This window comes from Kribbella voronezhensis (assembly GCF_004365175.1).
In the GTDB taxonomy this organism is placed as follows: Bacteria; Actinomycetota; Actinomycetes; order Propionibacteriales; family Kribbellaceae; genus Kribbella; species Kribbella voronezhensis.
This window is the reverse complement of record NZ_SOCE01000001.1, coordinates 3,965,926-3,979,051: the sequence shown is the minus strand read 5'-3', so window position 1 is coordinate 3,979,051 and position 13,126 is coordinate 3,965,926. Positions and strand designations below refer to the sequence as shown.

At 68.9% G+C, this 13,126-nt stretch carries 13 protein-coding genes; 4 read left to right on the top strand and 9 right to left on the bottom strand.

Annotated features, from left to right (window positions below):
- The first annotated feature begins 7 nt into the window (after positions 1–7).
- Complete coding sequence (locus tag EV138_RS18410; RefSeq protein ID WP_133980112.1) at positions 8–376, top strand: hypothetical protein; 369 nt, start codon at positions 8–10, stop codon at positions 374–376.
- Between the two features lies 1 nt (position 377).
- Here EV138_RS18410 and EV138_RS18405 read toward each other — a convergent pair whose 3' ends face one another.
- Both EV138_RS18405 and EV138_RS18400 read right to left on the bottom strand, forming a co-directional pair.
- Entirely contained in the window at positions 378–1,025 is a 648-nt protein-coding gene (locus EV138_RS18405) for a G5 domain-containing protein (protein WP_133980111.1), read from the bottom strand.
- 115 nt (positions 1,026–1,140) lie between these two features.
- Positions 1,141–2,865 carry a DUF8094 domain-containing protein gene (locus EV138_RS18400; RefSeq protein WP_133980110.1) on the bottom strand — a complete coding sequence of 575 codons (1,725 nt, stop codon included), beginning with the start codon at positions 2,863–2,865 and terminating at the stop codon, positions 1,141–1,143.
- A gap of 178 nt (positions 2,866–3,043) precedes the next feature.
- Here EV138_RS18400 and EV138_RS18395 point away from each other — a divergent pair, with 178 nt between their 5' ends.
- Complete coding sequence (locus tag EV138_RS18395) at positions 3,044–3,643, top strand: TetR/AcrR family transcriptional regulator (RefSeq protein ID WP_166678632.1); 600 nt, start codon at positions 3,044–3,046, stop codon at positions 3,641–3,643.
- A 51-nt stretch (positions 3,644–3,694) separates the two neighbouring features.
- On the opposite strand, the gene EV138_RS18390 is transcribed toward EV138_RS18395, so the two are convergent.
- The 3 genes from EV138_RS18390 to EV138_RS18380 form a co-directional block, all read right to left on the bottom strand.
- Entirely contained in the window at positions 3,695–4,054 is a 360-nt protein-coding gene (locus EV138_RS18390; RefSeq protein ID WP_133980108.1) for a hypothetical protein, read from the bottom strand.
- 86 nt (positions 4,055–4,140) lie between these two features.
- Positions 4,141–5,319 carry an MFS transporter gene (locus tag EV138_RS18385; protein WP_133980107.1) on the bottom strand — a complete coding sequence of 393 codons (1,179 nt, stop codon included), beginning with the start codon at positions 5,317–5,319 and terminating at the stop codon, positions 4,141–4,143.
- On the bottom strand, positions 5,316–6,380 hold the full coding sequence (locus tag EV138_RS18380; protein ID WP_133980106.1) for a DNA polymerase III subunit beta family protein: 1,065 nt from the start codon (positions 6,378–6,380) through the stop codon (positions 5,316–5,318). The genes EV138_RS18385 and EV138_RS18380 overlap by 4 nt, the downstream gene beginning before the upstream one ends.
- 87 nt (positions 6,381–6,467) lie before the next feature.
- Here EV138_RS18380 and EV138_RS18375 point away from each other — a divergent pair, with 87 nt between their 5' ends.
- Positions 6,468–6,959: an AAA family ATPase gene (locus EV138_RS18375; protein WP_238158212.1), complete on the top strand. Its 492-nt coding sequence runs from the start codon at positions 6,468–6,470 to the stop codon at positions 6,957–6,959.
- On the opposite strand, the gene EV138_RS18370 is transcribed toward EV138_RS18375, so the two are convergent.
- The 4 genes from EV138_RS18370 to EV138_RS18355 all read right to left on the bottom strand — a co-directional run bounded on the left by EV138_RS18370 (position 6,949) and on the right by EV138_RS18355 (position 10,941).
- Positions 6,949–7,839 (bottom strand): alpha/beta hydrolase family protein, encoded by an 891-nt coding sequence (locus EV138_RS18370; RefSeq protein ID WP_133980105.1) that lies wholly within the window; start codon positions 7,837–7,839, stop codon positions 6,949–6,951. The two genes, EV138_RS18375 and EV138_RS18370, sit on opposite strands and share 11 nt — an antisense overlap.
- 26 nt (positions 7,840–7,865) lie before the next feature.
- The gene (locus EV138_RS18365; protein ID WP_133980104.1) at positions 7,866–9,029 is read right to left on the bottom strand and encodes an anhydro-N-acetylmuramic acid kinase; all 1,164 of its coding nucleotides are present in this window, start codon (positions 9,027–9,029) and stop codon (positions 7,866–7,868) included.
- Positions 9,030–9,032: 3 nt separating this feature from the next.
- Positions 9,033–10,322 (bottom strand): MFS transporter, encoded by a 1,290-nt coding sequence (locus tag EV138_RS18360; protein ID WP_133980103.1) that lies wholly within the window; start codon positions 10,320–10,322, stop codon positions 9,033–9,035.
- Positions 10,323–10,413: 91 nt separating this feature from the next.
- Positions 10,414–10,941, bottom strand: coding sequence for a histidine phosphatase family protein (locus EV138_RS18355; RefSeq protein ID WP_133980102.1), 528 nt, complete (start codon positions 10,939–10,941; stop codon positions 10,414–10,416).
- Positions 10,942–11,032: 91 nt separating this feature from the next.
- Here EV138_RS18355 and EV138_RS18350 point away from each other — a divergent pair, with 91 nt between their 5' ends.
- Positions 11,033–12,892, top strand: a complete 1,860-nt coding sequence (locus tag EV138_RS18350) for an acyl-CoA dehydrogenase (protein WP_133980101.1) — start codon at positions 11,033–11,035, stop codon at positions 12,890–12,892.
- Positions 12,893–13,126: the final 234 nt, after the last annotated feature.

Here is a 13,126-nt window from a genome sequence, read left to right as displayed (position 1 = left end):
TGCGGCCATGACTGAGCAGGTTCAAGCGTCACCGGACTCGCGGGCGGCCTCAGCCCTCCGCTTCCTCACCGAGCTGATCGCCTGGACCGCGACACCCTGGGCTCTGGCGCCTCACTCGATTCCGCTGGCCATCGCATCGGTCGTAGTACTGATCGGTGTACCGAGCGTCTTCCAGACGCCGGGCGACAAGGCACGCACTGTCGTGCCGGTGCCCGGCTTCGTGACGATCCTCATCGTCCTACTGCAACTGGTAGCGGCCGTGGTGAGCTCGTGGCTCGCCTGGCCGCTGCCGGTCGCAGTACTGGTCAGCCTGCTGGCGCTTGCGTGTCTCTACACCGAACGGCCTCGCTGGCGCTGGCTGTTGTCTCAGCGCTGACTCACTCGCAACCAATGCCGTCGTGGTCGGCGTCGAGCCCATAGATGTCCGAGCCGATGACAGTGACCGGCCCCTGGACGTACTCCGGTCCGTTGCCGCTGCCGCCCGCACAGTCGACGTCACTGGCGATCGGGACACAGCCGGAGTAGTTCGGGTCGCAGCCACCGCCACCGGACGGCTCGTCGACCTTGGTGCCGACCGTGGTGATCTGCGTGACCGGCTGGGTCGCCACGACCTGCTTGACCAGCCGCTTGGCGGTCTGCACCCCGTCGACCAGCGTCACCTCGTACGTCAACCGCCGTACGCCGTTGACGCCTCGCTTGGTGATCGACTTCTGTCCCTTGGGCACCGACGAGTCGAGTGCGGTCCGCTTCTTGAACGGAATGGTCTTCGTCTCGACCACCGTCCGCTTCACCGTCACCGGCGCCGCTGACACCGGCGGCGCGGTCGGCTGCACCGGCGTACTGGCCTCTACCGGCGTCGGCGCGACTTCACTCGGCGTCACCTCGACCGACGGCGTCGTCTCCACAGTCGTCACCGGAGCAGCGACGGGCACTTGACCCGCTGCCTTCTCCTCCGCCCCGCATCCCGTCAGCAGTCCGGCGGAAAGCAACAGCACCGCAGTACACAGCAAACGTCCTGATCGCATACCCCACCCTTGTTCCCCCAATGCCGCGAGACCGATCCCCACCTGCCTCGCCGGCAACCGGCCTACAGCATCAACCCCTCATCGACCGCACACAACCCCCGATAACCAACCGTGATCAGGACCCGCCGGCGCCGACCAGTTGACCGTCCATGGACAGGACACGGATGCGGCCGTGGCCCTTGAGGGGGATGACGAGGGCGATCTGGTGCAGGTAGTCGCGGTGCAGGGTCTGGGTGTACTTGACCATCCTGCTGAAGGCGGTCACCTCGCCGCTGGTCCAGTAGGCGTTGGAACCCGGCTCGATCAGCTGCAGGTACTGCTCGGTGACGGTCAGGAAGACGAGCCCTTCGCCGGCCGAGGTGATGAAGGTGACCGGATCACCGGCCGGGTGGAACGTGTCGGTGGCGTTCGCGATGTAGCTCTGCGCCACGTCGGCGGTCCGTTCCTTCACCCGCTGGTTCAGCAGGTTGACCATGCCGGGCGACGGGGTGAAGAGCGCGGACTTGGGGGATCGCGCGCCGCCGGTGAGGTAGACCGCCAGATTGGCGGCGGCCGCCTGCGGCAAGGTGGACAACTTGTCCATGTCCGCCTGGGCCGGGATCCGCAGCCCCTCCAGTGGTGGCAGCGGCATCGTCGACGCCGGGTAGACCGAGTGCGTCAGCACCCACGGCGTACCGGCGTTCTGCCGTTGCCACACGCCGAGCTGGCGGCTGTTCGGATCGTTGGAGACGCCGGAGTCGACCACGAACCGCATCGGGTACGAGCTGAACTGCGGCGCGCCGATCTTCGGTTTGACGTAGGTGAACGGCTTGATCAGGTTCTTGCCGGCCGGGTCGGTGATGCGGCTGATCTGGTACCCCGCCCGGGTCATCGCCAGTGTCGGGTTGCCCTCGATCGCCTCCGACCGCTTCGGGTCGCGGGCCTGGTTGGCCTGGTTGTTCAGCTCGTTGTACCGCGCGACGACGGCCTGGCCATCGGCCACCGTGACCGCCGGACGGCTCGTCGACGCGCTGGTGTTCTTCACCGGCACCGCGACACAACCAGTTGCCACCAGCAACAACACCGCCGTACCGGCGACCCGGCGAGCCGGGCCCTTGTACGTCGGCGACTGGTACGCCGGCGCATGGTTCGAGGGCGCGTGGTTCGACGGCGAAGAGGGCCCCGACGAAGCGCTCGCCGTCACGAACTCGGGCAGCGGCTTGACCACCGCCACGGCGGGAAGCGGCACCGGGGGACGCCGCCGCCGGAAGAACAGCAGCATCAGCCCGACCACCAGCAGCACCAGCCCGGCCCCGAAGATCAGCAGGCAGGTCCCGAACAACCCGGCCAGCTGCACGCCGAGGGTCAGCCCGACCTCGGTCCCCGGCGTACCGTCGGCGTTCATCGCGACCACGTCGTACGCGCCGTCGGCGATCGGCCAGCTGATCGACTGCTTACCCGCACCGCTGGCCTTCACCGTCCACCAGTCCAGCCCGGCCGGCGGGGTGAGCGGGCGCAGGCCGCCCGTCATCTCCTGGGTCTCGAACTTCGGCGGCAGGCTCAGCCGGACCACCCGCGAGTACTGCGAGCTGGCGAGGTAGCTGGCCACGTCGAGGTCCTGGCCGATCCCGACGAAGACCGGCTTGGCCGACGTCGCCGTCACGTGCAGCGTCGGACCGTGCCGGTCGAGCAGGTCCGGCGCGGTCATCACCGCGAGACCTTTGCCGGTCAGCCGGTGTTCACCGGTGTCGACGGTGTCGTCCGGGCCGACCAGCCAGAAGGCGGCGACGGCACCGGCGATCGTGATCAGCAAGCCGGCCAGGGCCAGCAACAGGCCGAGGACGACGCGGGCGAAACGCATGGTGGAGCTCCCCGTTGGTACGACAAGTTCGGCCCGTGGCGGAGGGCCGACCGGAACAGACCTTAGCGAGGCGCACCTCGCCGTCCACCCGTCGTGAAGGAATAACTGATCGGACAAAGATCTGTTACTCTCGGCCGAGTTAACGAATGGCCGTTCACAAATCGGGAGTGGGGGTGCCGTGGCCAGACCCCGTCTGATCAGTGACGACGCGATCCTGGACGCGACCCGCCAGGTGCTGGCCGAGCTCGGCCCCGCCAAGCTCACCCTCGCGGCCGTCGGCGCGCGCGTCGGGCTCGCTCCACCGACCCTGATGCAGCGGTTCGGGTCCAAGCGCGGGCTCCTGCTGGCCTCGGCGGCGCGGTCGCCCCACGTGGTCCTGCGCGCGGTCCAGGAGGCCGAGGCCCGGAACACCTCACCACTGGCGGCTTTGCGCGACTTCGCCCTGTCCAGCGTTGCCCACATCAAGCATCGCGAGGAGCTCGGCAACGGACTCGGCTTCGTCCAGCTGGATGTCGCCGATCCCGAGTTCCGCAACCACGCCCTCGCACACTCGGCCGCGATCGTCGACAGCTCGACCCGGTTGCTGGCAGCCGCTCAGCAGGCGGGCGAGCTCAAGCCCGACGTGGACGTGCCGGCCCTGGCGCGGCTGACCCTGGTCTGTTTCAACGGCGCCCTGCAGGTCTGGGCCGTGAACGGCTGGGGCAGCCTCACCGACTTCCTGCGGGACCAGCTGGATCTGCTGCTCTCGCCATATCTACCGGAGTCGCCGCGATCCTGACTCACCGCGCTGTCCGTCCGTCCACGGCGTCGTGGGGCGGACCGCCGCGTCCTAGCGCCTGGGCGTCGGGTACAGGGCGCGGCGGAGGCGCAGTTCGTCTCTGAGCGTCGGCGGGATCGGGAGGTTGCGGTCCTCGAGCGCGTGCACGCAGGTCTCCAGGCTGACCAGGAGGCGGTCTGCGCGCGGGCCGCCCGCACTGCCCAGCCGTGGCGTACCGCGTTCGGCCTGGTTGGCGGCGCGCGCCGCGGTCAGTTCGGCGAAGATCACCGCCAAGGTGATGTCCGACGGCGTACGCCGGACCGGCTCACCCACTCCGGTCAGGCGCCCGGCGGCAACGGGGCCGTCCGGGCTCGCTGGGTTCCGCGAACGCGACAGGGGGCGGGACGACGGTAGGTACAGCGGAATCGACATCGATATCGCCTCGTCAGACCGGAGACTCCAAGGCGCTCGACAGTGAACGTCCACCCCTCCGATCCCCTCAAGGTACCCCTATCAGCTCAGATCACGGCAGTCCGAGCAGTTCGCAGCGTGGCCGAACAGGCCCCTGCTCCGGCCAGCCCAGCCGCACACAGCAGTACTGCGAGCCGCGGGCTGACCCCTGCAACCGCCCCGAGCAAGTTGTTGGACACGATCAGCGGAAGCGTCTGCATCAGCACCAGCACCGACTGCAGGCGACTCAGGTGCGAGCGCGGCGTACTCGCCACGAACAACGGCGACAGATGAGCACCGAAGAGTCCGACTCCCACGCCTTGCACCACCGCGGACCCGACCGCCAACGGCACCGAAGGCGCCACAGCCAGCCCACAGAGCCCCGCGGCGGCAACCAAGCATCCAGCAGCGGCACCCGCGCCCAGCGAGACGTACGTGCCGACTCGGGCTACCAGTAAGGCAACCGCCAAGCCGCCCGCCACTGTTGCTCCGACGATGACGCCGGCTTGCGAAGGGGCCCAGTGGTGAGCGCGCGCCAATAGCGGCACGCACAACGAAGTCACTGGCAGCACCGAGGCGCCGGCGAGCGCAACGGTCAGCAAGAGCGCCCGTAGTACGCGGTCCGACCAGGCGAGCCGCAGCCCGTCCATGGCCTCCGCCAGCACCGACCGCTGAGCCTGTGGTTCGGGAGGTTGGTTGGGCGGGCGGATCGCCAGCAGTACGGCGAAAGCGACCGCGAAGGTGAAGCCGTCGACGACCAGCGCGCCCACCAGGCCGGCGAAGGCGACCAACGCACCGCCTGCCGGTCCTGCGACTAGGGTGACCAACTGCTGGGTGGACGTTTTCAGCGCCATCGCTCGGGGCAGTTCGTCGTCACCGGCGAAGAGACGTGGGAACGAACCGGCTGCTGGGAGCGCGAAGGCGTCTACAGTGCCGATGATCGCTGCAGTCGCCAGGAGCAGCGCCACCGTAGTACCGGTGAGGTGGGTCGCGTAGGCAAGGGCGAAAGTCAGTACGGCGAGCAGGCAGTGGCTGGCCAATAGCACTTGGCGAGGGCCGTGGCGGTCACCGAGGACACCGCCGAGGATCAGCAGGACTGCGCGCGGCAAGGTGTACGCGGTCAGCACCAGGCCGGCGGCGTGCGGGCCGATGCCCGACGCCGCCCAGCCCAGTGCGAAGAACAACGCGGTGTCGCCAAAGGCCGAGAGCGACGCGCCTGCGAGCCAGCCGTAGTAGCCGCGCGTCACCCGTCGAGACGAGCAGGCATGACCAAGGTGGTGAAGGTGCCCTGGTCAGCTGAGCGGACGACGACGGGAGTGGCCGGCTCGGAGATCTCCAGCAGGACGTCCGGTCCGACGCTCACACTCAGCGCGGCCGCCAAGACTGCCGCCGTGAACCCGACCCGCACCTCTCCGACCCCGACCACCTCGAGCTCACCCGTGCTCGGCGCGATGGCTGCACCGTTCTCGCCGACCTCACCCACCGTCAACCGGCCGGGTTTGATGTCCAGGGCAACGATCTCGCCGGTCAGCAGCTCGAGCAGCCGCAGCCGGTCCACCACCACCCGGCAGACCGGCGTCGCCAGCCCGTCCAGAATCCCCTGGTACGCCGGGAAGTCGTCCTCGACCACCCCGACCTCCCGCGACTCTTCAGCGGTCCGCACGCTTGCCGACCCGCCAGGGCCCGCCTCGATCGTCACCTTCTCCGCCGCGGCCGCCCAACGCCCCAGCTCGACCAGCTCCGTCGCCTTCACCAGCAGGCTGCGGGCGTTGCCCCGGAAGCCGAGCGACTGCAGCTTGCGCACCGACAACCGGTACCGGTCGCTGGCGACCAGCGTGACCTCGTCCTCACCGAGTTCGACCAGTACGCAGGCCAGCGCCGGAATCTCATCGGTCGGTGCCGCGGCCGCGGAAACCTGCCGGATCGCACTGGCCAGCTCCGCTCCGCCCAACGTCACCGCGCATTCGTACGGCACCGCCGGCAGCATCGCCAGGATCCGCGCGCCCGCCCGCCGAGCCGTGTCCGCGCGACCCTCGACCGTCCGCAGATGCGCCCGCACCACGGCTGCCCCCTGCGCAGGCTCCTCGTCCAGGACGACGCGTACGTCGGCCAGTGGCAGGTCGATCTCTCGCAGATCCCGCAGCAACACAGCGCGCTGCTCCTGCTCCGGTGAGTAGTACCGGTAGCCGTTCTGGTCGTCCACCTCGGCCGGGCGAAGCAGTCCGCAGTCGTCGTAGAACCGCAGGGCGCTCGGCGTCAGCCCGACCCGCCGCGCGAAGGTACTGATGGTCAGCAGCTCGTCTGTCATGCCGCCGATCCTGAGACTTCGACCAAGTCGAAGGTCAACTCCCGAGCTGGAGCTGCCCGAGTCGCGGTCGGAGGTGAAAATAGGACCGTGTCGAGGTTGTTCGTGGTGACCGGAGCGCCCGGCGCGGGCAAGTCGACCGTCGTGCCCGAATTGCTGCGGCTGCGCCGGTCCACGTCCGTCGGCGAGGGCCAGCTGGTCGTGATGGACATGGACGAGCTGCTGGATGCCGAGGGCCGGGTGCTCGGCGTCGACATCGCCACCTCGGCCGCGGCGGCCAACTGGCCGGCGTACAACGCGCTCTGGTTGCGGATCACCGAACTGGTCCGGCGGTCCGGCACTCCCATGCTGCTGTTGACACCGGGCGTCCCGCGCCAGCTGCCCGAGGGCCGCTGGCTGCATTTGGACTGCCCGGACGCCGTACGCCGGCAGCGACTCGCTGCGCGCGGGTGGTCCGAGGAGCAGATCGCCGAGGCGCTCGCCGACGCCGCCGAGATCCGCAAGCTGGTCCCCCGCTCGGTCGCCGGCGACGGTACGCCGGAGGAATCGGCTCGCAAGATCCTTGCCTGGGTCAACGAGTAAGGAATCTCGAGGTCCAGTCGCGCAGGATCGCCGTGTAGTCGGCGCTGATCCCTTCCAGCGAGCGATCGGGTGACCCCGGCCAGTGCCCGACCCCGGGGATGCGGACGCTCTCGATCTGGGTGTTGCCCGACGCCGCCGCGGCCCGGCGCCAGACTTCCAGCGTCTCGGGGACGGGCAGGTTCGCCTCGTCTTCACCGTGGATCAGCAGCACGGGGCAGGTGACCGTCGCATAGAGGGGCTCGGAGGCGAAGTCGATCTCGTGCCACAGCGGCAGCTCGTCGCCCAGGTCCACGGGGATGCCGGCCAGGTCGAACCACGGCTGGTCCGCCTGCCGCCGCAGCAGCTCGTCCACCGGCGCGCGATCGATCTTGCCGCGCAGCAGGTCCGCCACCTGGTCGCGGATCTCCACGGCTCCGGCGACCGCGGCCTCGTCGTACCCGGCCCGCCGGACGGACTCGATCGTGGCGTGCCGCATCTGCTCGGCCGGGCTGACTCCGGAGCAGCCGAGCAGCAGCATGAACGCGGTTTCCGGCAGCCGTTGGGCCGCCAGCGCCGCGATCCACGTTCCCTGGCTCACTCCCCAGAAGCCGGTCGGCACGTCGTAGTACGACTTGAGCACCTGGTACGCCGCGACCGCGCCCGCCGCTTGGACGTCGTACGGGATGTCGACGTCGTCGCGCGGCCAGGGTTCCCGTTCGAAGCTGAGGACGGCAACCCCGAGCGGTGCGAGCGTGTTGGCGAGATGCTCGAAGATCACCTGCCGGTACGACGAGTTGCCGGACCCGTGCAGCGCGACGACCCCGGCTCGGACGGGCTCGTCGGTGGGGACTGTCAGCAGCGCGGGACGGCCGTCGACCTGGACTTCCTTGGCGGTGATCACCGCTGGATCGTCACATGCCGCTGGGTTCAGTTCAATCGCAACTTCACCGGTGCCACCGCGGGCGGCGACTGCAGCGGCATCGGGCCCACACCGGGCGTGATCGACCCGAGCAAACTCGCGTGCCGCGCGCCCGTGCAACTCGGCACGGTCCCGCCCAGCCCGTTCACCGTCAGAAACCCCAGTACTGCGAACGCGTACGCCTCCTTGGCGACCGAAGGCAACCCGAGTTCGTCCGTACTTCGGAGTGGAACGCCGTCACCCAACTCCTCCGCGAGCCGGTGCATCAGGGCCGGATTGCGGATCCCACCACCGGCTGCGATCACCTCCGTCCCGCCGTACGCGTGCACCGCATCGGCGACGGTCCGGGCGGTCAACGCGGTCACGGTGGCGACCAGATCGTCCGGCGCGATCTCGGGCAGGCCGTCCATCGCGTGCGCCAGGTAGCCGAGATGGAACAGCTCCTTGCCGGTGCTCTTGGGTGCCGGCCGGCCGTAGTACGGCTCGACCAGGAGTCGCTCGAACAACTCGGGGTGGATAGTGCCGCGGCCGGCCATGACTCCGTCCGCGTCGAAGCTCGCCCGGCCGCCCGTGAGTTCCTGGACGACAGCGTCGGCGAGCGCGTTGGCCGGCCCGGTGTCGAAGGCGATCGGCTCGTCGCGGATCACGGTGATGTTGGCGATCCCGCCGAGGTTGAGCGCGACCGGCGTCCCGGGGCGCCCGCGCAGCCAGAGGACGTCGATGATGCTGACCAGCGGTGCGCCCTGGCCACCGGCCGCGACGTCTCGCGAGCGCAGGTCCGAGACGACGGTGCTGCCCGTCGCTTCGGCGATCCAGGCCGGCTGGCCGAGTTGGAGCGTGCCGCGGACCTGGTCGCCGTCGACCCAGTGGAAGACGGTCTGGCCGTGGGAGACGATCAGATCGGCGTGACCGCCGCAGAGTTGCTCGACCGCTTGTCCGGCCGCCGCGGCGAAGGCCTGTCCAATGCCGGTGTCCAGCCGGCAGACCTGCTCCAGTGACGTGGTTGCTGGCGGCAACGACCCCGCCAGCTCCCGGCGCAGGTGGTCCGGATAGGGCCGGCTCAGCAAACCCAATGGGGTGAGGACGATCGTGTCGCCCTCCAACCGGAGATCTGCTGCTGCCGCGTCGATCGCGTCGTACGACGTCCCCGACATCAATCCGATGACGCGCATACCTCAGTCCCGCAGCTCTCGTCGATGGTCGTCGCCGCGCAGCGTGAGCAAGGCGAGCACGCTGACGGCAGAGGTGACCGCCACGTAGTACGCCGGAATGTCGACGTTGTGCGTCCGCTTGATCAACTCGGTGATGATCAGCCCGGCGCTGCCGGAGAAGACCGCGTTCGACAGCGAGTAGGCCAGCCCCAGGCCGGTGTAGCGCGCCCGGGTCGGGAACATCTCGGCCAGCATCGCCGGACCCGGTCCGGCCATCAGCCCGACGACCAGGCCGGCCACGAACACCGCGGCCCCCTTCGCCGCAGTCGAACTCCCCTTGTCCTGCAGGAGATTCATCAACGGGAACGCCAGTACCACGACCAGTGCGGCGCCGGTCACCATCACCGGGCGGCGACCGATCCGGTCGCTCAGCCAGCCCGCCGGCATGATCGACACCGCGAAGCCGAGGTTCGCCAGCACCGTCGCCACCAGCGCCTGCTGGAACGTCGCATGCAAGGTCGCCTGCAGGTAGGACGGCATCACCACCAAGAAGGTGTAGCCGGCCGCCGACCAGCCCATCAGCCGGCCGATCCCGAGCGCGATCGCCTTGGCCACCTCGGCCTTGTCGGCGGGCTCTCGTAGCTCTTCCTTGACCCGGTCGAAGTTGGGCGTCTCCGCCAACCGCAGGCGCAACCACAGCGCCACCAGGCCCAGCGGGAGCGCGAGCAGGAACGGCACGCGCCAACCCCAGTCGGAGAGCGCATCCTTGCTGAGGGTCGTCGCGAGGACGGCGGCCAGCCCGGCACCCGCGAGCAGCCCGAGCGCGACGGTGAAGGACTGCCAGGCGCCGTACAGGCCGCGTTTCGTCTTCGGGGCGAACTCGGTCATGATCGAGACCGCACCGCCGAACTCACCACCTGCGGACAGCCCTTGGAGCGCGCGGACCAGCGTGAGCAACCAGGGCGCCGCGGCACCGACGGTCGCGTACGTCGGGAGTACGCCGATGAGCGTGGTCGAGCCGGTCATCAGCAACAGGACGAGGATCAGGGTCGGCCGCCGGCCGATCCGGTCACCGAGGCGCCCGAAGACGGCCGCGCCGATCGGGCGGAAGAAGAAGGCCAGCGCGAACGAGGCGTAGGTCTTGATCAGGCTCTCGGCGTCACTGGTCGAAGTACTGCTGAAGAAGTTCGCCGCGATCACGGTCGCGAAGAAGCCGTAGGCGCCGAACTCGTACCACTCGACGAAGTTGCCGACCGTCCCGGCCACCAACGACCGCCGGTCCACCCGGACCTCAACCCGTGCGGTGCTGCTCATAGCTCTCCTCGGATCAGCCCCCGTAACTTTCCTCCCTCACCAGTTCTCATCTTGGTCTAAAACTTCCATCGCGGCGACCCGGCCGACGTTTTCAGACCTCGTACTCCCAGCCGGGCTGCCAGTCGAAGGGGGCGTCGACGAGGTCTTCGAGCGGGGTGCCGTGGAGGAGGTGCTGGAGGGACCAGCGGTTGGCCGAGTGGGCGACGACGAGGACCGTGCGACCGTCGTACAGGGTCTTGAGGTCGGAGACGAAGGACTGGGTGAGGGCGAGGACCTGGCGGTAGCTCTGGCCACCGCCGGGGAACGGGTGATCGACGTACCGGCGGCGTGGTTCGAGGCGTTCCCTCGGGGCGCCGTTGAGGTCGCCGTAGTTGCATTCGCGCAGGCGCCAGTCCTGGAAGCGCGGGACATCCCGTCCTTCGAAGGCGAGCTCGACGGTCTGTACCGCGCGGCGCAGGTCCGAGCTGAAGATCGCGTCGACGTCCGATCGCCGTTGCCCCAGCTCCACCGAATGACGTTTCCCCTCCTCCGACAACTCCCCCGGCAACCACCCGGTCGCCACGCCCCGCTCGTTGTCGACGGTCGTCGAGTGCGTCTCGTAGACGAGCTTCACAGTCATTGCCCCAGCCAACTCCCTTTGCGTCTGTTACTGGCGGGTATATACTTAAGTTACTCGTGAGTATATGCAGCGAAGAGGCAGGGGAAACCGCGTGAGCCACTACAAGTCGAATCTGCGGGACATCGAGTTCAATCTGCTCGAGGTCCTGGGCCGTGGCGAGGTGCTCGGACAGGGGCCGTACGCCGACATGGACGTCGACACCGCGCGTGAGGTGCTCGGCGAGATCGACCGGCTGGCGAAGAACGAGCTGGCCGCGTCCTTCGAGGACTCCGACCGCAACCCGCCGGTGTTCGACCCGGAGACGCACTCGGTGACCATGCCCGAGGCGTTCAAGAAGGGCTACCAGGCCTACATGGACGCCGAGTGGTACAAGCTCGAGCTGCCGCCGGAGCTCGGTGGCCAGCCGACCCCGCCGTCGCTGCGCTGGGCCGCCGCCGAGATGGTCCTGGGCGCGAACCCGGCCATCCACATCTACGCCGCCGGGCCGAACTTCGCCCATGTGCTGTGGCGCAACGGCACCGAGCGGGACAAGTTGATCGCCCAGCACATGATCGACCGCGGTTGGGGCGCGACGATGGTGCTGACCGAGCCGGACGCCGGCTCCGACGTCGGCGCGGGCCGGACCAAGGCCACCCTGCAGGACGACGGCACCTGGCACATCGAGGGCGTCAAGCGGTTCATCACCTCGGGCGACCACGACATGACCGAGAACATCGTGCACCTGGTGCTGGCCCGCCCGCAGGGCATCGAGGGCGTCGGCGGCCCCGGCACGAAGGGGCTCAGCCTGTTCGTCGTACCGAAGTACGACTTCGATCTGGAAACCGGCGAGCTGACCGGGGAGCGCAACGGCGCCTTCGTCACGAACGTCGAGAAGAAGATGGGCATCAAGGTGTCCACCACCTGCGAGATCACCTTCGGCGAGACGATCCCGGCCAAGGGCTACCTGCTCGGCGAGGTGCACGACGGCATCGCGCAGATGTTCCAGGTGATCGAGTACGCGCGGATGATGGTCGGCACGAAGGCGATCGCGACCCTGTCGACCGGCTACCTGAACGCACTCGAGTACGCCAAGGAGCGGGTCCAGGGCGCCGACCTGACCAACCCGGCGAAGGACGCCCCGCGCGTCACGATCACCCACCACCCCGACGTCCGCCGCTCGCTGATGACGCAGAAGTCGTACTCCGAGGCGCTGCGTGCCCTGGTGCTGTTCACCGCGACGTACCAGGATCGCGCCGAGCAGGCCCGGTACGCCGGGGAGCACGATCTCGAGGCAGAGCGGGTCAACGATCTGCTGCTCCCGCTGGTGAAGGGCTACGGCTCCGAGAAGTCGTGGACCCTGCTCGGCACCGAGTCGCTGCAGACCTTCGGCGGCTCGGGCTTCCTGCAGGACTACCCGATCGAGCAGTACGTCCGCGACGCCAAGATCGACACCCTGTACGAAGGCACCACGGCGATCCAGGGCCAGGACCTGTTCTTCCGCAAGATCATCAAGGACCAGGGCAAGGCGCTCGGCCACCTCGCCGAGCAGATCCAGGAGTTCGTCGCCTCCGAGGCCGGCAACGGCCGGCTGAAGGAGGAGCGCGGACTGCTCGCCAAGGGCCTGGAGGACACCCAGAAGATCCTCGGCGTGATGGGCCAGGCGCTGATGTCGAGCAACCCGCAGGCGGAGAACGGCGACCCGCGCAACGTCTACAAGGTCGGCCTGAACACCTCCCGGCTGCTGTACGTGCTCGGCGACGTGGTCTGCTCCTGGCTGATGCTGCGGCAGGCCGAGGTCGCACTGGAGAAGCTGGGCGGCGAACTGTCGCCCGCGGACCAGGACTTCTACGCCGGCAAGCTCGCGGCCGCGCAGTGGTTCGTCCGGTCCACGATGCCGACCGTCCGCGCCGAGCGGATCAAGGCCGAGCTGACCGACCTCGACGTGATGGACCTGCCCGAGTCCGCCTTCTGACCGGTCGCCGATGAAGCACCTCCGGCTCGGCCGCTTGCGCGGGCCGAGTCGGAGGCCCGGTAGCGGGGCAGCTGATCTGCCCCGCGATCTGCCCTGGTGAGCGCAGGGCAGATGAAGGAACGTTTCTGCCCGTGCGATGCGCGCCCCTGGCTTGGTCTCCCCTGTCCAGGCCAGGGCCGCGCTTCGTCCGGAACCCCGGCGACCGGGACAGCGTCAACGAAGGCGTGTCCCCTC

What these genes read in the sequence shown, in the direction of transcription:
- EV138_RS18360 (WP_133980103.1), bottom strand. Translation starts at nt 10,322, where the DNA reads ATGAGCAGCACCGCACGGGTTGAGGTCCGGGTGGACCGGCGGTCGTTG.
- EV138_RS18405 (WP_133980111.1), bottom strand. Translation starts at nt 1,025, where the DNA reads ATGCGATCAGGACGTTTGCTGTGTACTGCGGTGCTGTTGCTTTCCGCC.
- EV138_RS18390 (WP_133980108.1), bottom strand. Translation starts at nt 4,054, where the DNA reads ATGTCGATTCCGCTGTACCTACCGTCGTCCCGCCCCCTGTCGCGTTCG.
- EV138_RS18355 (WP_133980102.1), bottom strand. Translation starts at nt 10,941, where the DNA reads ATGACTGTGAAGCTCGTCTACGAGACGCACTCGACGACCGTCGACAAC.
- EV138_RS18365 (WP_133980104.1), bottom strand. Translation starts at nt 9,029, where the DNA reads ATGCGCGTCATCGGATTGATGTCGGGGACGTCGTACGACGCGATCGAC.
- EV138_RS18400 (WP_133980110.1), bottom strand. Translation starts at nt 2,865, where the DNA reads ATGCGTTTCGCCCGCGTCGTCCTCGGCCTGTTGCTGGCCCTGGCCGGC.
- EV138_RS18380 (WP_133980106.1), bottom strand. Translation starts at nt 6,380, where the DNA reads ATGACAGACGAGCTGCTGACCATCAGTACCTTCGCGCGGCGGGTCGGG.
- EV138_RS18410 (WP_133980112.1), top strand. Translation starts at nt 8, where the DNA reads ATGACTGAGCAGGTTCAAGCGTCACCGGACTCGCGGGCGGCCTCAGCC.